Annotated in this window: 23 protein-coding genes; 6 read left to right on the forward strand and 17 right to left on the reverse strand. The window is 30.0% G+C overall.

Going from position 1 to position 20,856, the window contains the following annotated elements; translation table 11 throughout:
• Positions 1-131 precede the first annotated feature (131 nt).
• Positions 132-1,046, reverse strand: coding sequence for a dihydrodipicolinate synthase family protein (locus IEW41_RS05145; RefSeq protein ID WP_188605227.1), 915 nt, complete (start codon positions 1,044-1,046; stop codon positions 132-134).
• A 161-nt stretch (positions 1,047-1,207) separates the two neighbouring features.
• Between IEW41_RS05145 and IEW41_RS05150 the strand changes: the two genes are divergently transcribed.
• Positions 1,208-2,068 carry an AraC family transcriptional regulator gene (locus tag IEW41_RS05150; RefSeq protein ID WP_188605228.1) on the forward strand — a complete coding sequence of 287 codons (861 nt, stop codon included), beginning with the start codon at positions 1,208-1,210 and terminating at the stop codon, positions 2,066-2,068.
• Here the strand turns inward: IEW41_RS05150 and IEW41_RS05155 are convergent.
• From IEW41_RS05155 to IEW41_RS05190, 8 genes are all read right to left on the reverse strand, one after another.
• On the reverse strand, positions 2,046-2,624 hold the full coding sequence (locus IEW41_RS05155; RefSeq protein WP_188605229.1) for a PhnA domain-containing protein: 579 nt from the start codon (positions 2,622-2,624) through the stop codon (positions 2,046-2,048). The genes IEW41_RS05150 and IEW41_RS05155 overlap by 23 nt on opposite strands.
• A gap of 102 nt (positions 2,625-2,726) precedes the next feature.
• Positions 2,727-3,539: a hypothetical protein gene (locus IEW41_RS05160; RefSeq protein WP_188605230.1), complete on the reverse strand. Its 813-nt coding sequence runs from the start codon at positions 3,537-3,539 to the stop codon at positions 2,727-2,729.
• Positions 3,540-3,733: 194 nt separating this feature from the next.
• On the reverse strand, positions 3,734-4,099 hold the full coding sequence (locus IEW41_RS05165; RefSeq protein ID WP_188605231.1) for an MmcQ/YjbR family DNA-binding protein: 366 nt from the start codon (positions 4,097-4,099) through the stop codon (positions 3,734-3,736).
• Positions 4,100-4,104: 5 nt separating this feature from the next.
• Positions 4,105-4,503 carry a GNAT family N-acetyltransferase gene (locus IEW41_RS05170; RefSeq protein WP_188605232.1) on the reverse strand — a complete coding sequence of 133 codons (399 nt, stop codon included), beginning with the start codon at positions 4,501-4,503 and terminating at the stop codon, positions 4,105-4,107.
• Positions 4,500-5,249, reverse strand: coding sequence for a cyclase family protein (locus IEW41_RS05175; protein ID WP_188605233.1), 750 nt, complete (start codon positions 5,247-5,249; stop codon positions 4,500-4,502). Before IEW41_RS05175 ends, IEW41_RS05170 begins: the two co-directional genes overlap by 4 nt.
• The gene (hemW, locus tag IEW41_RS05180; protein WP_188605234.1) at positions 5,246-6,379 is read right to left on the reverse strand and encodes a radical SAM family heme chaperone HemW; all 1,134 of its coding nucleotides are present in this window, start codon (positions 6,377-6,379) and stop codon (positions 5,246-5,248) included. Before hemW ends, IEW41_RS05175 begins: the two co-directional genes overlap by 4 nt.
• On the reverse strand, positions 6,379-6,933 hold the full coding sequence (gene ruvC / locus IEW41_RS05185; RefSeq protein ID WP_188605235.1) for a crossover junction endodeoxyribonuclease RuvC: 555 nt from the start codon (positions 6,931-6,933) through the stop codon (positions 6,379-6,381). The genes hemW and ruvC overlap by 1 nt, the downstream gene beginning before the upstream one ends.
• 3 nt (positions 6,934-6,936) lie before the next feature.
• Positions 6,937-7,563 carry an outer membrane beta-barrel protein gene (locus tag IEW41_RS05190; RefSeq protein WP_188605236.1) on the reverse strand — a complete coding sequence of 209 codons (627 nt, stop codon included), beginning with the start codon at positions 7,561-7,563 and terminating at the stop codon, positions 6,937-6,939.
• 29 nt (positions 7,564-7,592) lie between these two features.
• Between IEW41_RS05190 and IEW41_RS05195 the strand changes: the two genes are divergently transcribed.
• The 4 genes from IEW41_RS05195 to IEW41_RS05210 are packed head-to-tail and all read left to right on the forward strand — an operon-like array spanning position 7,593 to position 11,366.
• Complete coding sequence (locus tag IEW41_RS05195) at positions 7,593-8,564, forward strand: lysylphosphatidylglycerol synthase domain-containing protein (protein ID WP_188605600.1); 972 nt, start codon at positions 7,593-7,595, stop codon at positions 8,562-8,564.
• Positions 8,561-9,694, forward strand: a complete 1,134-nt coding sequence (locus IEW41_RS05200) for a glycosyltransferase (RefSeq protein WP_188605237.1) — start codon at positions 8,561-8,563, stop codon at positions 9,692-9,694. The genes IEW41_RS05195 and IEW41_RS05200 overlap by 4 nt, the downstream gene beginning before the upstream one ends.
• A gap of 53 nt (positions 9,695-9,747) precedes the next feature.
• A complete protein-coding gene (locus IEW41_RS05205; RefSeq protein ID WP_188605238.1) occupies positions 9,748-10,629 on the forward strand; it encodes an outer membrane beta-barrel protein in 882 nt (293 codons plus the stop codon).
• Entirely contained in the window at positions 10,629-11,366 is a 738-nt protein-coding gene (locus IEW41_RS05210; protein WP_188605239.1) for a Bax inhibitor-1/YccA family protein, read from the forward strand. The genes IEW41_RS05205 and IEW41_RS05210 overlap by 1 nt, the downstream gene beginning before the upstream one ends.
• Before the next feature lie 48 nt (positions 11,367-11,414).
• Here IEW41_RS05210 and IEW41_RS05215 read toward each other — a convergent pair whose 3' ends face one another.
• Genes IEW41_RS05215 through IEW41_RS05230 form a run of 4 tightly spaced genes read right to left on the reverse strand, consistent with a single transcriptional unit; the run spans position 11,415 to position 15,025 of the window.
• Positions 11,415-11,882 (reverse strand): hypothetical protein, encoded by a 468-nt coding sequence (locus IEW41_RS05215; RefSeq protein ID WP_188605240.1) that lies wholly within the window; start codon positions 11,880-11,882, stop codon positions 11,415-11,417.
• 41 nt (positions 11,883-11,923) lie between these two features.
• Positions 11,924-13,057 (reverse strand): tetratricopeptide repeat protein, encoded by a 1,134-nt coding sequence (locus IEW41_RS05220; RefSeq protein ID WP_188605241.1) that lies wholly within the window; start codon positions 13,055-13,057, stop codon positions 11,924-11,926.
• Entirely contained in the window at positions 13,054-14,661 is a 1,608-nt protein-coding gene (locus tag IEW41_RS05225; protein ID WP_188605242.1) for a M56 family metallopeptidase, read from the reverse strand. The genes IEW41_RS05220 and IEW41_RS05225 overlap by 4 nt, the downstream gene beginning before the upstream one ends.
• Before the next feature lies 1 nt (position 14,662).
• Positions 14,663-15,025 (reverse strand): BlaI/MecI/CopY family transcriptional regulator, encoded by a 363-nt coding sequence (locus IEW41_RS05230; protein WP_188605243.1) that lies wholly within the window; start codon positions 15,023-15,025, stop codon positions 14,663-14,665.
• Positions 15,026-15,154: 129 nt separating this feature from the next.
• On the opposite strand from IEW41_RS05230, the gene IEW41_RS05235 reads away from it, so the two are divergent.
• On the forward strand, positions 15,155-15,652 hold the full coding sequence (locus IEW41_RS05235; RefSeq protein ID WP_188605244.1) for a DUF456 domain-containing protein: 498 nt from the start codon (positions 15,155-15,157) through the stop codon (positions 15,650-15,652).
• Positions 15,653-15,896: 244 nt separating this feature from the next.
• Here the strand turns inward: IEW41_RS05235 and IEW41_RS05240 are convergent, their stop codons facing one another.
• The 4 genes from IEW41_RS05240 to IEW41_RS05255 form a co-directional block, all read right to left on the reverse strand.
• Complete coding sequence (locus IEW41_RS05240; RefSeq protein WP_188605245.1) at positions 15,897-16,568, reverse strand: response regulator; 672 nt, start codon at positions 16,566-16,568, stop codon at positions 15,897-15,899.
• A 3-nt stretch (positions 16,569-16,571) separates the two neighbouring features.
• A complete protein-coding gene (locus tag IEW41_RS05245; protein WP_188605246.1) occupies positions 16,572-18,608 on the reverse strand; it encodes a tetratricopeptide repeat-containing sensor histidine kinase in 2,037 nt (678 codons plus the stop codon).
• A 144-nt stretch (positions 18,609-18,752) separates the two neighbouring features.
• A complete protein-coding gene (locus tag IEW41_RS05250) occupies positions 18,753-18,920 on the reverse strand; it encodes a hypothetical protein (protein WP_188605247.1) in 168 nt (55 codons plus the stop codon).
• A 509-nt stretch (positions 18,921-19,429) separates the two neighbouring features.
• On the reverse strand, positions 19,430-20,854 hold the full coding sequence (locus tag IEW41_RS05255; protein WP_188605248.1) for a phage tail-like protein: 1,425 nt from the start codon (positions 20,852-20,854) through the stop codon (positions 19,430-19,432).
• Positions 20,855-20,856: the final 2 nt, after the last annotated feature.

Below are 20,856 nucleotides of genomic sequence, written 5' to 3' on the forward strand. Positions count from 1 at the left end.
AGCTCTTTAGCTTTTTGGATTCCGCATTGAAGTGCAGAATGACAAAAAAGGTAAAAGCGAGTGCCAAAAGCCTGACTTTACTGGTCTCTCGACTCCGCTCGAGATGACAGTAAAGGAACACCCAAATTATATTACAAATTTTTATAATCTGGCAATGTTGGTCTATTTTTTAAACTATCCTCAATGATGTTGATCACTTGTTTGCGTTCTTCGCCATGCAAAGGCAAACGTGGTGCTCTCACATTTTCAGTACCAATTCCTGTATAAACTTCTGCCAGTTTTATATTCTGTACTAATTTAGGGTTTATATCTAACTCTAACAACGGTAAAAACCAGCGATAGATTTCGATAGCTTCTTTGATACGTCCTGCTTTTTGAAGCTCGTAAATAGCAACTGTTTCGGCTGGAAAAGCACATACTAAACCAGCTATCCATCCATCAGCTCCCATTAGTAAACTCTCCAGTGCAATGGTATCTACTCCTGTCATAATTTTGAGTCGGTCACCAAAACGATTTTTAATTCTGGTAACGTTAGATATATCTCTTGTAGATTCTTTTACTGCTTCAATGTTTTTACACTTTAATAATTCGTCAAACATATTTAAAGTGACTTCAACTTTATAATCTACAGGATTGTTATATACCATAATTGGCAATGAAGTACTGTTGGCAACCGCTTTAAAATACTCAACAGTTTCTCTATCTCCAGATTTGTATCGCATTGGTGGCAACATCATCAATCCTTTGGCGCCATCTTCTTCAGCTTTTTGTGCTGCTAAAATGGCTCCTTTTGTAGTTTGTTCTGCAATATTGATAAGTACTGGCACTTTACCTTTTACTATATCTACTGTTGCAGTAGTTAAAAGTCTTTTTTCTTCATCAAGTAATGTGCTGGCTTCACCTAATGTTCCACCAAGAACAATACCATGAACTCCAGCTTCTAATTGCGCATTGATATTGAGTTCGAAGGTTTTTAAATCGAGCTCATCATTATCTGTAAACTTCGTTGTAACTGCAGGCATAATGCCTTTCCATTGAATACTCATAAATTTTATTTTTTGATACAGTAAAAATAGCTTTTGATGACAGTATTTATTTATTAGTTGTTATCCTTAATTGATACTATATTATCCAATAAATAAGTATATTTTAATTATTTTGAATAGTATTTGATTATTTTTGAGAGCTGTATAAACTTTAGTACCACATGAAAGTATTACCTTTTAAAATACCAAAACCTGAACAGGATGCTTTTGTATTTCAAGTAGATAAAGACGAGGTATTTTATGATAAATTGCATCAGCATGAAGAAATTCAATTAAGTTTTATTGTTGAAGGTGAAGGCACACTTATAGTTGGCGATACTGTAAATTATTATTCTAAAAATGATATTTTGGTTATCGGAAGCCATATTCCGCATGTGTTTAAAAGTGATGTAAAAGCCTCAAAAAACTCACATATGCTAACTTTATTTTTTACTAAATATTCCTTTGGCGAAAGTTTTTTTCAACTCGAAGAATTGAAAACATTGGAGAATTTTTTTCAACGTTCTAAACATGGCTTTAAAGTGCTTTCAAAACAAAAACTAATGAAAGAGTTTTTTTTTCAACTTGAAAATGCTTCAAAATTTAATCGGTTTATCATATTACTAAACCTTATTAAAACCGCATCTGTTGCGAATTACAAAAGTTTATCTTCCTTTATTTATGATAAAAAATATTCAGATAATGAAGGGAACAGAATGCGAAATGTATTTGAATATACTATGAATAACTTTGAAAAAGACATTTCATTAAGCGTCATTTCTGAAGTCGCTAATATGACCAAAAATGCCTTTTGCAAATACTTTAAAAAGCGTACCAATAAAACCTATGTTCAGTTTTTAAATGAATTGAGAGTTGAAAACGCAAGTAAGCTTTTAGCATCAAAAAATGAACTTTCAATAACAGAGATTGCTGAACTTTCTGGCTACAATAATATATCTAATTTTAACAGACAGTTTAAAGCTTTTAAGAAAGCAAACCCTTCTGAATTTAGAAAAAAGTTTAAGTCTTCTTTACGTATTTAGTAATGATAACAATTTGCTGGCCATCAACTTTACCTTCAATATATTCAGCATTTTCATGATCTAAACGAATGTTTCTAACAGCTGTACCTTGTTTTGCAACCATACTAGAACCTTTCACTTTTAAGTCTTTTATCAAGACAACAGAATCGCCATTTTCTAAAATAACACCATTAACATCGCGATGGATGATTTTTGCTGATTCATCTTCATGTTCGCCAGTTGCTCTTGCTAGCGCTAACGCTTCGTCATCAAGATACATCATATCTAATAAATCTTTTGGCCAACCTTCATTTCGTAATCTTTGTAACATACGCCAAGCCATAATTTGTACAGCAACATGCTCACTCCACATACTATCATTTAGGCATCGCCAATGATTGACATCCATTTCGGTATTGCCTTCGATTTGATCCAGACATGTTTTACAAACCAATACATCATTAGCCACATTTTCATTTAATGATGGTGGAATGGTATATTGTGACAAGCTATTTTTAGAAGCACAAAGTTCGCATTGATTATTACTTCTATCTTGAAGCATTTGAAGTACACTCATGTTGATAATTTTGATTTTGCAATGATACACTTAATTAAAACTTGAAGCAAACTAAAAAGGATGCCAAATGACATCCTTTAATATTAATTAGTTATTGCTTAGCTATTTACGAAGCTCAGCAATGGCAGTATAAACTTGGTCTCCATGAACACCTGTTGTGTACTTATTATATTTTTCAAAAAAAGCTTTGCGAGACTCTGGAGTTTTCCAATGTGCTCTAACTAATTCTCCATTTCTTTCTGCCATTTTTTCTAAATCGCTCATTGAATCTAAAAAATATGCGTGCATAAATTCGGTTCTATCTGCTCCCCAAGCATGCATATGTGGATAGTAGCCTTTTATGTATTCATTTTTATGGATTACGTTTTCCACAAATTCTTTATTTAACTCGTTAAACTCTTTGTTTGATCCTTCTTTTGGAAATGCAAAATGTTGTCTTTGTAGATATAAAATTTTGTCTTCAGTTAAATCAGAACTTAAGGGTTTAGAACCAGGTAAAACAGCATAAATTTCATCTGAATGGTTTACAGAGTAAAAATCGTTTTGTCTTTTTAGGAACGCTGTTCTCACTTTTTCATCTGGCCATGCTTCTTTTTCTAATTCACCGTTTCGAGTAGAGGCCTTGTCAATATTTTCCCAACTACTAAAAACTTGTACATATTTTAACTCGGTATTATCATCGCTCCAACGATGTAAATAAAAGCCAGCTCCCATAATGTATTGGTTTTTTTTGGTGACCTTTTCAAGGTATTCTTTTTCAGTTTTTACCCAAGTAGTATCTTGATTTTCCATGTTCCAATGCATGGTTGTAACCGTATAGTATTGAGGTGTTTCAGCATCTTGAGCTACTGTAGCATTCGTAAATAGTAAGGCAAACAATGCCATTACAATTAATAGTTTTTTGGTTGTTTTCATAATTGAATAAATTAATGTTAGTATAAATTGATTAATAGCTTACTACCTTTAATTTGGGACAATACAAACAACTCAATTGGGACTTATAAGATTAAGTCTTTGTTACATTTCTGTGGAGAGATAAATAAATGTAAAGTATAAATTTACGAAAAAATATTCAAATAATTGATTTTCAATAATTTGTAGCTTATTTACTACATAGATATTTGGTCGCGAAGTTTTTTAGGCATCCCTTTTACAACCATATCGTATGAGTGGTCAATTAATTCTATAAGGAATTTTGTAGAAATTTCTCCAGACGTTAGAGAAACCGAATTCCAATGAACTTTGCTCATGTGGTAACCAGGATAAATACTATCATATTGTGCGCGAAGTTCTTCTGCATACTCAGGATCGCATTTTAGATTAATAAATCGGTCACCTACTTCCCATTTTTCTAGACCAACCAAGGCAAACATTTTTCCTAAAACCTTAAAAACTAGTGTGTGTTCATCAAAAGGAAAATCTTCAGTAACAGCTTTTTTGCTTAAACAATATTCGCGAAGTTGTTCTATATTCATTGTTATTATAATAAACGTTCCATTACTTTTTCAGGATGTTTAAGCTCTGTGTAACCAAATTGTTTGTACAACTTGTGAGCATCAGAAGTTTTTAACATCCAAACCTTACACGATTGTAATTGAGGCTCTTCATTTATTGCTTTCATCAACTGCTTTGAATAGCCTTTACCTCTATATTCTGGTAAAACAAACACATCCATCAAATAAGCAAATACTGTATAATCGGTTGCCAATCTTGCGAAACCTATTTGTTTTCCATCTAAATACATTCCAAAACACAAACAATGTTCAATCGTTTTTTTAACTTCTTCAAGCGTTCTTCCTTTTGCCCAATAGGTTTCAGTCAAAAACTGATGAATGACATAGATTTGGAGCTTTTCTTTATCAGTTGAAATTGTTATCATTCCAAAATTTTATATAAAACAGGTTTGCTTGGTGTTGCATCATTTTCAAAAGGCGCAATTTGAAGATTTAATACATAGCAACCATCTTTTACTTTGTTAGGCACATAAATAAACTCTGTAATTGTAGCATCCAATCTCAACTTTCCTTTAGTATTCCAAAACGCATTATGAGCTAGTAATTTACCTTCATCTTTTTCTTTATCTACACTCGGCAAATCTATTAACAAGTGCTTTATATTTTTGCTTTTTAAGTATTCTGCGGCTTCCTCTAAAAGGTAGGTTGGATTAGTATTTGAGTATTGTTTAGATTTTTTATCCTTCATATTGGGAAGGGTTCTTAACACAACAGCATCTCTTTTTTTATTGCCAAGGGCAAATTGAATTTGAGTTTTTGAAATCACAAAATCGTCATTGATAACTTCTGGCGCGACTGTAATAACCTCAGCTAAAAAGAAAAACTGTTTTAAATTTTTATTGATAGAATGTACCTCTTTTGTAATATGACCAACACATTCAGTATGTGTACCATGTGCATGAGGATTAAACATAATGTTGTTGAAATTAACATCTGCTCCTTTTTCAACACTACCAATCCAATCGCCACTTTTTACTGGTTCAATTTTTGGTTCTTCTAAATACCATGCATTTACATTGGTTTTAGACGCTCGCATTGGAATAGAAATGTCTAACGGTTTTGATAAATCTATTTGTAATTTCTTAGAGTTATATTGAATTGTTGCAATCAAGATAAATTAATTTTAAAGAGGTCTGATGCGATACCATCGCTTAAAAATTTTCCTTTTTTAGTGACCAATAATTTGTTGTTATCAAGATACAACAAATGTTCGTTAATATGTTTTTGAGAATGTTCTAAAAGATAATTTTTGTACTGCTGTCCAAAATCTTGTTCCACTTTTTCTAACGAAACTCCCCAAACTGTGCGTAATCCTGTCATTACATACTCGTTATACTTATCGGTTATTGAGAGTGTTTCGGTTTCAATTGGCACTATTTTTTGTTCTAAAGATTTGATATATTTTGAATTGTTTCTCACATTCCAACCACGCTCATTTCCATTAAAAGAATGAGCCGAAGGTCCAATCCCTAAATATGGTTTTCCGAGCCAATAAGCTGAATTATTTTTACTAAAATACTCTGGCTTTCCAAAATTAGAAAGTTCATAATGTACAAACCCAGCAGCTTCCAATTTCTCTATTAAGATATGAAATTGCTCTTGTGCTAAATCATCATCAACATTTTTTATGACACCTTTTTTTATAAAGGTTTCTAGAGCTGTTTTAGGCTCTACTGTTAATGCATAACTGGAAATATGAGGTATATTGTATGATAAAACAGTTTCGATATTTTCAATCCAACGCTCATTACTCAATCCTGGAATACCATAAATTAAATCGACAGAAATGTTCTGAAAATGCTTTGTTGCTTCATCTAAACATTGTTTCGCTTCTTTTGCATTGTGTGCACGATTCATCAGTTTTAAATCGTCTTCAAAAAAAGATTGGATACCTATGCTTAAACGATTAATTTCTGTATTTGCCAGTGAGCTGATTTGTTCTTTACTTAAATCATCTGGATTAGCTTCTAATGTTATTTCTGGGTTTTCAACGACTTTGTAATTCTTATATACAGAATTGATTATTAATTCAATTTCGTCTTTAGTTAATAAGCTTGGTGTACCTCCACCAAAATATATGGTTTCAACCATTTGGTTTTTGAATTCATCTTTACGTAACTCCAATTCTTTTACCAACGCATTTAGTAAATCATCTTTTTTCTTTAATGACGTCGAAAAATGAAAATCACAGTAATGACAAGCTTGTTTGCAAAATGGAATATGTATGTAAATTCCTGACATTATTTCTTAACTCTATCTTCATTCTGCTTTACAAAAGCAGCCCAACCAGTATAACTTTTACCAATCTCTACTTTACCTTCATTATAAAAATGACACACAGCAGCTGCTAATCCATCTGTAGCATCAAGATTTTTGGGTAGTGTTTTAAGTCCAAGTAAGCTTTGCAGCATTTTTGCTACTTGCTCTTTACTTGCATTACCATTTCCTGTAATTGCCATTTTTATCTTCTTTGGCGAATATTCAGTTATTGGGACTTCTCTACTTAAACCTGCTGCCATTGCAACACCTTGTGCTCGACCTAGCTTTAGCATACTCTGAACATTTTTACCAAAAAAAGGTGCTTCAATAGCTATTTCATCTGGATGATGCGTATCGATAAGTTCTATAGTACGTTCAAAAATAAGTTTGAGTTTAAGATAATGGTCATCATATTTTTTTAAATCTAACTCATTCAATTGCATAAACTGCATAGATTTACCAACCACTTTTATGAGCCCAAAACCCATAATTGTTGTTCCTGGATCGATACCTAATATTATTTTTTCTTTAGCCATTAATTAACAATATTGACAACCACTTAAAGAAAAAGAAACTCCAAAGGTTAGGGTAAATAGGTTTCCATTAAAAGACCCTAATCCATCTGAAACAGGATTAAAATCTTTAGCAAACCCATATATATATGATGTATCAGCAATTAAGGATAAACGTTCATTTAAATAATAATGAAATTCGATTCCTGCCATAACATTAAAAAACGACAAATTGTTATCAGTATAGTCTCCAAGTGGTTTTACAAAGGTATAACCTGGTCCTGCATGCCCAACAACTCCTAAACGCTCTGGTAAAAAGGTGAGCGTTTTTTTAGCATCATACACAAATTGTAGATTAACTCTACTATAATTAATTTTAAACTCTGGAGAGTTATTTGCATTTGAAAAACGATTAAAACCAAAATCTAATTTTGCTCCAAATTGATCAGCAAACATGTATTGAATTCCTAAATTAACTGTTGGAAAATTAACAGGTTTTGCTTCAAAAGGTGATACAAATCCACCAGAAGAAGGGTTATTAACACCTACTGCAATTTGGGCTTTTATCTTTTGAGTTTCACTCTGCGAAAATGACACTAAACCAAAGTTGAGCGTTAAAATAATGACTATATATTGTTTAAACTTTGACTTCATATTGATAATATTTGGTTTAATTTGTGATGATGTTAGATAGCCTGTCCTACAAAACTAAACAATTCTTTGTTGTGCTTATTAAATTAAGCATAGTTGTTGGCGCTTTTTATTTTATCTATTTAAAATTAATAGAAAACGAAACATTAGATTTTCGTGTTTTTATTGATTATTTAATCAAAAAAGAGGGTTTTTCGCTAAAAAACATTCTTTTATTGTTGTTTTTAAGCGTTTTTAACTGGTTTTTTGAAATCTTAAAATGGCATACTTTAGTGAGTTCAATTACTAAAATTTCATTCAAAAATGCTCTTGAGCAAAGTTTAGGTGCTTTAACGGCTTCATTATTTACTCCAAACCGAATAGGTGAATATGGTGCGAAAGCCATTTACTATCTGTCAGGATTAAGAAAAAAAGTTATGCTTCTAAATTTGATTAGTAATATTTTACAAATGAGTGTTACTGTAGTTTTTGGAAGTATAGGATTACTCTTCTTTGTATCTCATTACCATTTAGAAATAGACTTTAAAAAAATATTATATGCGCTCACACTTATACTCATGATTGGAGCATTTTTTGTGTTTAGTTTACAACATAAAGTCTTTGAAATTAAAGGTTTTTCAATAAAAAAAATAATTGAATTTATTAAGAGTATCAATAAAACAATCATTCTAAAAGCAGCCTTGTTTTCTATTTTGAGATACTTAATTTTTTCATTTCAAATGTATTATTTACTTCTTGTTTTTGGAGTTGATATTAGCTACTTAAATGCAATGATGGTTATCACAACAATGTATTTACTATCATCTATTATTCCTTCAATATTTATTTTTGATGTGGTTATTAAAGGTGGTGTAGCTGTTTATTTATTTTCAATTATTGGAATTAATGAATTGACAGTTTTATGTATTATTACTTTAATGTGGATGCTCAATTTTGTGCTTCCAAGCGTATTTGGCAGCTATTATGTGCTTAATTTTAACCTTCCAAAAGAACAAACTGAATGACCACAATTGCTGTACTTATCACTATTGCATATTTAATTTTAATTGGATACCTCATTGTTGGTTTTGATAAAATTAAAAGGTTTGCATTAAAAGATATTCCTGCTAAAACCAAGTTTACAGTCGTTATTCCATTTAGAAATGAAGCTGAAAAATTACCAATGTTATTGCAGTCCATTTCAGAATTAAATTACCCTAAAGCTCTATTTGAAATTATTTTTATTGATGACGAGTCTGATGATCATTCAGTTGAAGTTATCAAGACAATTTCAAAAAAAGTTAGAATTGAAGAAACCCTTATTAGCATTATTAAAAATGAGCGCAAAACCAAATCGCCTAAAAAGGATGCCATAACTGCAGCAATTTTAAAAGCAAAACATAAGTGGATAATCACTACAGATGCTGATTGTGTGTTGCCTAAATTTTGGCTTGATAGTTTTGATGAATTTATTCAACAAGAAGATTGCGAATTAATAGTTGCGCCTTTAACCTATTCTAAAAGTGATAATTTTTTAGAACGCTTTCAATTACTAGACATTTTAAGTTTGCAAGGATCTACAATTGGTGGTTTTGGTATTAGTCGTCCTTTTTTGTGTAATGGCGCAAATTTAGCTTATAAAAAATCGTTATTTAATGATCTAAACGGTTTTGATGGTAATACAGATATAGCTAGTGGTGACGATATTTTTTTACTTGAAAAAGCAGTTTTAAAACACAAATCTAAAGTTAGATATTTAAAATGTGAGCATGCTATTGTAACTACTCAACCAGAAAGAACGTGGAAAATCCTAAAACATCAACGTATGCGTTGGGCAGCAAAAACAAGTGCTTATAAAAACTGGTTTGGAAAGTTTGTTGGGATTATAATTTTTCTAATGAATGGTGGATTAATGGTTTTTGGATTAATGACACTTATTGGCATTATTAAATGGAAGGTGTTCTTTTATATTTTAATTATCAAGTTTGCAATTGATGCCTTGCTACTATTTAAAACTGCATTATTTTTTAATCAAAAAGAAAGTCTAAAAAGTTATCCATTAAGCTTTTTTTTATATCCATTATTTAGCGTTTATATTGTATTTATCTCTGTTTTTAAAACCTACAAATGGAAAGGCAGACCATATACCAAATAGTGTTTTTATCATTTATTTTTGTTAGATTTACCTAACTATAATCCTAAATCGTAATGAAAAAATTACTCTTAATTTTATGTTTTCTATTAGGCTATACTTCTGCTGTTGCACAAGACACCTATACAGTTAATGGTGAGACACTTCAATTAAAAACAGAAATTGATGGTCAATTAGATTTACTTTGGAATGTTATTGATGGTAAGTATCGTTATTTTGTAAGAACAAGTGATAACACAATTCTAGAACTAAAAAATACTAAAAGTGACTCAGGCGATTATCTTGAAGAGTATAAAAGCACTTTACAAAATATAACTTCTGGCACAGATTTATCAACTCATAAAGTTAATCTTACTTTAGGTAGTTTAAGAAATTTTATTGACAAGTATAATGGCTTAACAGATTTAAATTACAACTCTCAAGTAACTAAAAGTAGTGTCGATTTACGTTTAGGAATTTTTGGAGGTATTAGCAACAGTCCTTTTGTTGGTAATGATGATAATATAAAAACTCCAGTATTTGGTGTTGAATTAGAAATTTTAGAAGGAAAAACAATGCCTCGTCATTCTGGATTTTTGCAATTGAGACATACTTTTGATAATGATGATTTTCAATACTCTACAACCGAATTATCTTTAGGTTACAGATTTAGAGTTATAAACACATCAAAATTTGGGTTTTATGGCGACGTTAGGTTTGCCACCTTAAACTTCTCTAAAGCCACCATAAGTTATCTAGATGAAGATGATATGCTAGTAACTGAAAACATATCTGACACTGCGTTTGATGCTCCTTTTATTTTTGGTATTGGAGCCGATTTTAAAATAACAGATAACAGCTATATTTTTATTGGTTACAATCAATTATTTGCTGCATTTTTAGATAATCAAGGTAATTTTTCTACTGATATTACTTTAGGGTATAAGTTAAGTTTATAATGGGTTTATCAGATTTTAAATCTTCCAATCCTGCATTTACATCCTATTTTTGGGATGGTGAAAACAAGTCATCTTCAAAAATGACTATTTCAGGAATTTTTATAAAATCTCTTACCTCTATACTAATTATTTCTTTTGTTACTTTTTGCATTTGGAGGCTTCATGCTGATGGATATGATGTTACTTGGTATTCACTTGGTGGAATAATCGCTTCAATTATTTTAAGCGTGGCTATTTCATATAAAAACCATTGGGCTCCAGTAATTGTTCCTCTTTACGCTATAGCTCAAGGTTGTTTTTTGGGTGCTTTTTCTGCTTTTATAAAAGACAAATTTCCAGATATGCCTTATCAGGCAATTGGTGTTACTATAGTTACTTTTTTTGTAATGCTCATCTTGTACCAAACCAGAATTATTAAAGTCACTCAAAAGTTAAGAAGCGTTATTATAACTGCATCAATAACCATTGGTGTTGTGTATTTAATATCGTGGATTTTAGCCTTTTTTGATATAAAAACCTTTATATGGGGAACATCTTGGTTAGCTATTATTTTTACAGCTGTTTCTGCTATTGTGGCTTCGTTTGCATTGCTTTTAGATTTCGATTATATAGAAAAACACAAGAATACTGCAGAAAAAAGTAAAGAATGGTTAGCAACTTGGGGACTTTTAGTAACTCTTGTTTGGCTTTATATTGAAGTACTTCGCTTAATGCAGAAATTAGCAATACGATTTTAAAGTATTATTTATTGTGGATTCCGTAACAAGTGCGGAATGACAACTAACTTAATTTATATTTACAATTACAGGCAAACTAAATTCGGTAGCTACTTGCTGGCTGCGTTTTATTGCTGGAAATATTTTTGGTAACGAATCGAAACTATGGCGTAACAAGCTATCTAACTGCGGAATTTGAGCCTTGGTAATGTCGCTACATTCAATTGATTTTATTGAAAAAACACCTTCACTATCTATATAAATACGTAGTAAAATAGTATCATTTACGTCTTCTGTAACCACTATATTTTGGTTGGAAAGTTTAGCATTTAATCTGTCGCGAAGTACATTTTGAAAACACTCTTTTTTGTTGTTAGTAGAATCGCAAATAGAAAATGTTGGATATTCATCAACATCATTCCAATTAATGGATTTTAATTCGTCATTAACAATAGTTTTAGTGTCGATTTTCTTTTTATCAAAGTAATCGCAAGACACAAAAAAAAGAATACTTAAAACAAGGATTAATCGTTTCATTGTTATGCTAATGAAGCGGAAAAGTACAATTTTTTTAGATTTTATTCGCCTTTCATGAATTTTTCTTCTTTTAGCTCTTTTAAGCGTTTATCAACAAAACTAACATAAATGTTATTTGGGAATTTCTCTTTAAAATCTTCATACACTTTTATTTTAGAATCTATATCTGCATAATATTTGTCTTTTGTGAGGACTAATAAAAACTGTGTAAACTGATTTTTAGGATTTTCATTGATTGCAATTTGAATGGCATCGATTGCTTCTTTATATTTATTTTGACTATTGTATATCACAGCCAATTTAGAATATTCTGCATCTAGTGGAATGTCCATTAATTCTAAAGCTTCAGAAATATATTTTTCAGCATTTTTAAAATCACCTATTCGCTCATAAAGCTGACCTTGTATGTAAAGATTGGTTTTGTTTTTTGGGTCGTATTGAAGTGCTATTTCGCCTTGCTCAATTGCTTTTTTATATTCAGAGTCTTGTGCATAACAAAAGCTTAATTTCTCATGGATAAATTGAGAAGACTGCCCAAGTTCTATTTCTTTTTCAAACCATTTTGCTGATTCAACATACTTTTCGTCCCAATAATAATTTAATGCCTTTAGGTTTATTAGCTCAATGTTGTTTTCGTAAGCCCTTAAACCAGTATCTATATATTTTAAAGATAAATTGTGTTTTCTGTTTACTAAATAATCTTCTGCTATTTTGTAAATGGCTTTTTGATGAGTCGAATCTAAATCAAAAGCATTTTTAAAACTATTTATTGCTAATGTATCGCTTTGTAGTTCTAAAACTAGTCCTAATTCATAATGATAATTAGGGTTTTTAGTATCTATATTCAATAACTCTTTTAATAAAACAGAAGCTTCTTCAAGTTTTTGGTGTCTTGATAAAAGTTTTGCATAGTCATACTTGATTAATGCATTGTCTGGATTAGCCTTTAAACTTAAATCATAATTTAGCAAAGCCTCACCATCATTACCAATAGCTAAATACGCTTTAGCTATCTTATCATACACCTCTGAAGGGTTATTGTGAGTTTTATAAATCTGGATTGCTTTGGTATAATTACCATAAGCATATAAACTATCTGCAACAGACAAAACCGAAGGTTGCGCTTCGGTTTTAAACACTGTTAATAAGATAATGGCAATAAGGATTTTTCTCATTGTACTTGAAAAATGATTGGTAAACTATATGGCACATTCACATTTTTACCATTATACTTGCCTGGAGTCATTTTTGGTAACGACTCAACAACACGTATAGCTTCAGCCTCAAGTGCTGGATGAGGAGCACGAGCCTTAGCGCTCTTAATAGTTCCGTCGTTAGCAATTACAAAAACTACACTTATTCTTTGTTTTCCTTTTAAATTTAACTCTTTAGCAAGTTTAGTATTAAAATTTTTATTTATATGACTAGCTATTGCCGTTGATGTACAGTCCTTTTTCTCTTTATTAGTTGCTAATTGTTTACATTCTTCAAAAGTTGGAACTTCATCTATAACACCAAAAGGAATTTCAGCAAGATCTATCACATCTTCAAAAAACGGGTTATTAAACCCATTTTCTGTGGTATACAATAATAACAGCTTTAGCTTTTGTTCTTCATCATCAGAAATATTACCTTGTTTTTGTATCTGATCCATTACATCTGCTACTTTTTGAGAGAGTTCACTTTTATCTTTTTTATCTATTAACTTTTGAACTTTCTTAACTAAATCTGCATCAAAGTTTTCGCCAGATACTACTTTATATAATAGGTTTAAATTTTCTTGTTCTTCATCAGTAACATTACCTTGCTTCTGTATTTGCTTTTTTACAGCGCTTATTTTTTCTATTAACAAACTACCTTCACTAGGAATCTCTTTCAAAACACTTGTGTCAAGCTTAGCCTTATCTACTTGAGCACTAGAAGTGTAAATTAAGATTCCAAATACAATTGGTATTAATAATGCGTATTTTACTAATTTAACTTGTTTTGATTTTGATTTGTTTAACATAACGATTCGTTTTTTGATTAATGATTGTTTAAAAAATGGATTTATAAATGAAAACTGTTTAACATCAAATACTTGAGATAACAAGTTTTCATAATATTGATTTTTGTCGTTGTGTTTTATTGCATTAGCATCTGCAATAAATTCGTGTAAAGTTGATATTTTGTTTTGGTACATATACACAAGAGGATTAAACCAAAACAAGATTCTTAAAATCTCAAAAAACAATAAATCGAGGCTATGCTTTTGTTGTACATGTACAATTTCGTGCTTTAATATGGCTGATTTATCCTCTTCTTTAATGAGTTGACCAATACATATGTAATGAAAAAATGAAAATGCTGAAGTACTATTAATTAAGTTAACAAGTAGTACATTATCTTTCCATCGCTTAGGGTTTTTATAAATAAGCAAACTAATTTTAATCATTTTATAAGCAAATAGTAATGCTGCAAGAATCATCCCAACATAAACCAAGTATTCCCAATGCCAAACAAATGATGACTCATTTAAAGGTATTTCTGTAAGCGAAATATTTTTAGTAGTTGAAGTAACATCTCCAATAATTACTTCTGGTAATCTAATTATAAACTGTTCGGGTACAACTCCCTTGAAAAATTCAATTTTTACAAATGGTAATAGTAATGAGCCTAAAGCAGTAATTAGTAAGTAGGCTCTGTTCCAATTGAAAAAGGTTTCTTTTTTTAAAAACACATCATAGATGAGCAAAAAGAATAATTGAAACGCAATGGTTTGTAGAATATAGTATAACATCTTATTCTTGTTTTTTGTTAACCTCTTTAAGTACTGATTCTAATTCTTGAAGATTAATATCATTTTTCTTCACAAAAAATGACACCATACTTTTAAAAGACCCTTGAAAATAGTTATCTACCAAAGAGTTTATACTTTGGTTACTATATTCATGTTTTTGTAATACAGGAAAATACAAATGGCCTTTACCTTCTTTCTCATAATTAACAAACCCTTTGCTTTCTAATATTCTAACAATAGTAGACACAGTATTATAAGCAGGTTTAGGCTCTGGTAATTCATCAATAATTGCTTTTACATTGGCTCTTTCTAGTTGCCAAAGTACTTGCATAATTTCTTCTTCTGCCTTTGTTAATTGTTTCATGAGATATTAATTTTAATTTCTTTTGAATTGCTAATATAACTAAAAAATTAGTTTAAACTAATTTTTTAGTTCAAAAATGTAACAATTATCTTAAGAACACGTCTTATAATTAGATTTTTAAATACTTAAATGGATATTTTTTTAATTATTGTTGCTGCTATTTTCATGATTATAGGAATTTTAGGCAGCTTCTTACCTATACTTCCTGGACCACTAACAAGTTGGCTAGGATTATTAATTTTTCATTGTACAGATGCTGTACCAATGAATTGGACTTTCTTAATCATAACTCTAGTTATAGCCATTTTTATATGGTTTTTAGATTATATAATTCCTGCAATGGGAACCAAAAAGTTTGGTGGCAGCAGAGCTGGTATGATAGGCACTTCTGTTGGATTAATTGTTGGACTAATTGCGCCTATACCATTTGGAATAATTATAGGTCCTTTTATTGGTGCTTTAATTGGAGAACTTATAAATAAAAGTGAGTTTGATAAAGCTGTAAAAGCTGCTTTTGGTTCTTTTTTAGGTTTTATTGCATCAACCTTTATAAAGTTTATTGTGACAATAATATACTTAGGTTTTTTTATAGCAAAACTTGTAGAGTATAAAGACTTACTTTTTTAAAAAATAAAACCTAACAACTTCATAGTGTGAATTTGTTAGGTTTATTCTTTTTTTGCTATTAATTCAACAAATAAACTAGAGGGATTAATTAAACTTTGTTGACAATTCAAATATATATAACGTAAATAACTTTTATACGTGGGAAAACCGTAAACATGTTACGGAAAAACCGTAGTTTTCAAGTATATCAATGGTTTTGAAAGATTTTAAAATGCATAAAAAATGCATTTTATCGGTATTTTTTTTATAAAAAGCCTTTTTTTCGAGCTTCAAAGATTAAAGTTTCATCTTTTCCGTCTTCAATAGAGAATAACAACTTCATTTGTTTCTTCCTTTTTTCTATCGAACTCATAGACAAGTCGATATATTCAGTAAGGCTTTTTGTTTTTATACCTTGTGAAAGTAAGTGCAATATTTTTCTATTTATATCATCAATATGAATATCGCTAGTAACTAGTTTGTTTAAAAAGATACTAACTGTACTACTATAATATGGAGGTGATACAAGAATATGCTGAAAAGCTTCGGCTAACTCACTAGAAGTTAAATCACTTTTAATTAAAAACCCATCAGGATCTACGTTTTTAATAATGTTGTGAATACGATAAGACTCATTAAACATTGTTAGAATAATAATCTTTGCATTTGGAAGAATTTTTTTGGCTATAACACCTAAATCTTCACCTGAAGTAATTTTACCATCTTTAGAACCTGGAAGCCTTATATCAAAAAACAATACATCATAAGGTACATCTTGGGCAGACTTTTGCATTAATAAGTTTGCCGTATCACAATCATTGGCTGTATCAATAATAAGGGTTTGATCTTCGTTTTTAGTTGCCATTAATGTATTTTGATAACCTTCAATAATTATTGGATGATCATCTACCATTAATATTTTTATGACTTGACTCATATGCTACTTAATTGTATATGGTATATCTATTGTTATTGTTGTGCCTTTATCAATTACAGAATCATAACTTACTATTCCACCAACTTCATCAACTCTAGAATGGATGTTTTTAAGACCAATTCCTTTTTTACTTTTATTAATTACAAACCCTTTTCCATCGTCAGAAATTGATAAGCAAATTACATCATTTTTTAGTTGAAAACTAATTTTTATAAGAGAGGCTTCGGCATGTTTATAAATATTTTGCATAGTCTCTTGTAAAATTCTGTAAATGTGAATTTTAGTTTTATTAGAAACATTTTCCCAGTTAATATCATCGCTATGATAAAAATCGTATTTTAATTGATATGCTTGAGTTTGTGTACTAATAAGTGTATCTATAATATCGACAAATCCTGAACCAGAAACAAAATCTGTGTTTAAATCGTGAGATATTTTACGAATATCTTGCTCAATGTTTTTTAAGTCATTTATATACTGTGAGCGTGATTTAATCCCTTCTGGTCCTTCCTTAAAATTAAAACTATCTAGACTCAACCTTGTTCCAAATAAACGCCCTAGAATTCCATCATGCAACTCTTCTGAAATCCTTTTTTTCTCTTGAGCTCTAGCCTCATCTACTTTGTCTTGCTGAGATAACATTAAGTTATAAATTTCTTCATTTGCTTTTTGCTGATCTTGCTCAAATCTTAATTCTTTGTTTTTTGCTCTTTGGGTAACAATTACATATAAAAAGAAAATAGCTATAATTAAAACGATTGACACCATTAACAACCAGAAACGTTCTCTTGCAATGCGTTCGTTTTCTTGTTCTATTTGATCGGTTTCAAATTGCACTCTAGCAAATTTGTTTCTTATTCCTCTTTCATGGTTTAATAAACTATCACTTAATTTTATATGCTCTTCGAAATATTTTTTTCCTTCTTCTCCTGGTTTTAATTGTGCGAGTAAAGCCATTGACTCCAATAAAATATCGTTTGATGAAGTTTCCTTAGCCAATTGATAAGACTCCTCTGAATATTGCAAAGCATTATCAATCTTGTTTTGAGCTTTGTAAAATTTTGATAAATCAATTGTTACGGCTAGCTTAGTAATTGGGTCTTCAAGACTATCGCTTATTTTATAAGCTCTTTTGAGCATTTTCTCCATGTTTACATAATCCTTTTCACCAGCTTCAAATCTTGTGAAAGCAATATTATCAAGTATTAATGGATAAAATGTTGGGTCTATCTCAAATAGCTTTTCTTGTTTAAGTAAACTTGTATAGAGTTCTAAAGCCTTAGTGTAATTTCCTTTTTTTCTGAATACAAAAGCCTGATTATGAATAGATAAATTTTTATTATAAAACCCATCATCCATTTTATCAGCAATATTTTGTGCTTTTTGATTGTATTCTATAGATTCATCATATCGTTTTAATTCTAGAGAAACTATAGCTAGTATATTTAAAAGGTTCCATGATTTTTTAAAATTTGACTCGTTTTTTGGTTGATTTTCCAGTAATGCTAATCCTTGTATAGCATTTTCTTCGCTACCTAAATAATCTTTTTCAACTTGTAGTATATCTGATAAATTTTGTAAAATATCTATTTGATTTGGCACTTTTCCGAGCTTATCATAGATTTTAATAGCATTCGATAAATAAAAATAAGCACTATCATTTTGTACTCTACTTTGATAATAATACCATCCTAAATTTTGGTTTGACAATCCAATTTCTGAAGAATCATTTAGCTTAACAGCTAATTTCAAGTTTTCGAAATTCATTTCTCTAAACTTCTTATAATCTCCACTATACAGTAAAACAGTAGACAAAACTCTATTACTTTTTAAAATAATTGAATCAATTTTAGTACGTTTTGAAAGTTTTACTGCTTGTTTTGCATATTTATATCTAACATCTAATTCCTTAGTATTGTCATTACCAAGTTTTCTTAATTCAATAATGCTATCATATTCTTGAAACTTAAACGCCTTTTGTGCACTTAAAAAGGGCTTATTAACAAAAAAAATGAATATTAGAAAATAAAGTCTGAACACGCCTTTGTGATTAATTAAGTGTTATCAAATTTAGAATAAAATTTTTAATGAATTTGATTATTCTTCGATTGAGTTCATTATGCAAAAAACAAAAAGCCCTTATCAAAAAAGATAAGAGCTTTTAAATTTATTATACCTGGTTTATTATCCTTGTGTTGGAATCAAAACATCCTTTTTTGAATGAGCTAATAAATCGTAATGAGTTTTTGTTGATTTATAAGTATTAGCTTCGTCATTTGTTGGTGTTTTATCTGATTGGCTTGATACTGATAAAAATAAAGCTAGTAATAAAGTAATTTTTAAAGTTTTCATCGTTATTAAATTTAGGGGTCTATATTAGTTTTTTTGTTAATTAATAATTACAGAGCATTAAAAAATGCCGTTCGAGGGAAGAATGGATTATTAATTTTTTAAGCACAAAAAATGCTAAATACTATATTTAAAAAACGAGGGAAATTTATAGGCTTTAATAAAAACCTAATAGAATGGATTAAAAATTACCTAATTAAGTGATTTTAGGGGCTTAAGAAGGACTGCTAATGTATGTTAAAAAGAATTAAAAAAAGAAATAAAATCGATAAAGTGTTAATTTTCATCGATAAAGTGATATTTAAATTGTTAATATTATTAAATACCCATCTTCATGAACATCACTTTTATTTTTTGAACTATAAAATTTCTTTTTAATCTTTTCATTTAAAAGAGAAAGCAGGAATAACTGTTATCTCTTTTTATCTAATAAAAAAGCATCCCATCCTTAAATTTAGATAGGATGCATAAAACTCAATGAAATAAAAATTTGCTATTAATTATTTGGGTTTTTATTTTAATAGTACGCTTAATTTTGTAATAAGTGTATTTCCCGAATTGGTTTGATTTTCTACCCAAACCTCAACATAATCATCTACTGCCATATAAACAGGCCCAATAATTGTAAAATTTCCAATATCGTTATTTGGGAAACGTCTCTCAGCCGAAATTGAAGGAAGCTGTACTCCATTCTTATATACATAATAGGTAAAAATACGATTACCACCACTACTATGATCTATAGTACCTGTACAAATTATTTCGAAGTTTCTTGGTTTTGATCCTTTGTATGTTAATCTATTATTTGAAGATTCTATTCTAAATAAGTTTGTAGAAGTAGTAGTACCTGCAATTTTTGATGGAATATTTGAAGCAACAAATGTTGTATTTGTAGCATTTCCATTCATATTATAATATCCAATGGCAACATCATCACTCTCTCTAGGGATTCCTGGGCAGTTAACTGTCCAGTTTTTACTAAAATTAAATCCTGTGTATGAGCCTACTGTATATCTATTAATAAACTGTGTGCTAGTTCCACTAAAACTTGTACCTGTTAAGACACCAATATTAACTGTTGGGTTGCTACTTACATTAATTCCAACATTAGCACCATTAACTTTAGAAAAACCACCTTGTTTTTCAATAAATTCAAACGTTCCAGTAAATGTCTCATAAGTTCCAGAATTATTGGCCTGCCAACCTAAATTACTCATAAGTAAATCTGTAATATTATTATACGTAATACCATTAGTATTTCCAGAATATTGAATCACACTTAAAAACACTAATCCAAAACCACTAATAGTTCCAACTGATCCTGAATTTGCAACTATTGAGTCTCTAAAAATTAAATTTTGTGTATTTGCTCCAGATAAATTAAATACTGTACCTCCAGGAGCTGTTAAGGTTAAATTTCTAATACTTCCACCTGTTGCGCCTGTAAAAATAGCTCCTCCAACTCTAACAAGAATATCTTCATTAGTATCTAACCCTATAATGTAAGCGTTATTTAACTCAATAGGTTGTGCTAATGTTATTGTTCCATTTATTTCGTATAATGTATTTGAAGTAAGCAGATACCTTGTGCCTCCACCTGCTGCAAGTTCAGCACTTAAATCTGCTGCAGACTTTATAAGCTTATAATTGTTTCTTACTACAGAATCAATTTTAGTCCAAACACTTACCTTGTAAAAATAAAATGCGTTTTCGGTAATATCATAAACTAAAAGTCCGTTAGCTGGTGTTGCAATAGCAACACGTTGAGCAGTAGTCATTCTTGGTGCCAACATTCCTTTATTGGTAGAACTTACGTCCATCATAGAAGAGGCGTCTGGTGTAATTGTACCTACACCTACTTGAGCATAAGTGCTAGCACTTATTAATAATGCAGCTATGCATTTAAAGATGATTTGATTTAATTTAGTTGTTTTCATAA

The organism is Aquaticitalea lipolytica (genome assembly GCF_014641635.1).
Classification (GTDB): Bacteria; Bacteroidota; Bacteroidia; order Flavobacteriales; family Flavobacteriaceae; genus Aquaticitalea; species Aquaticitalea lipolytica.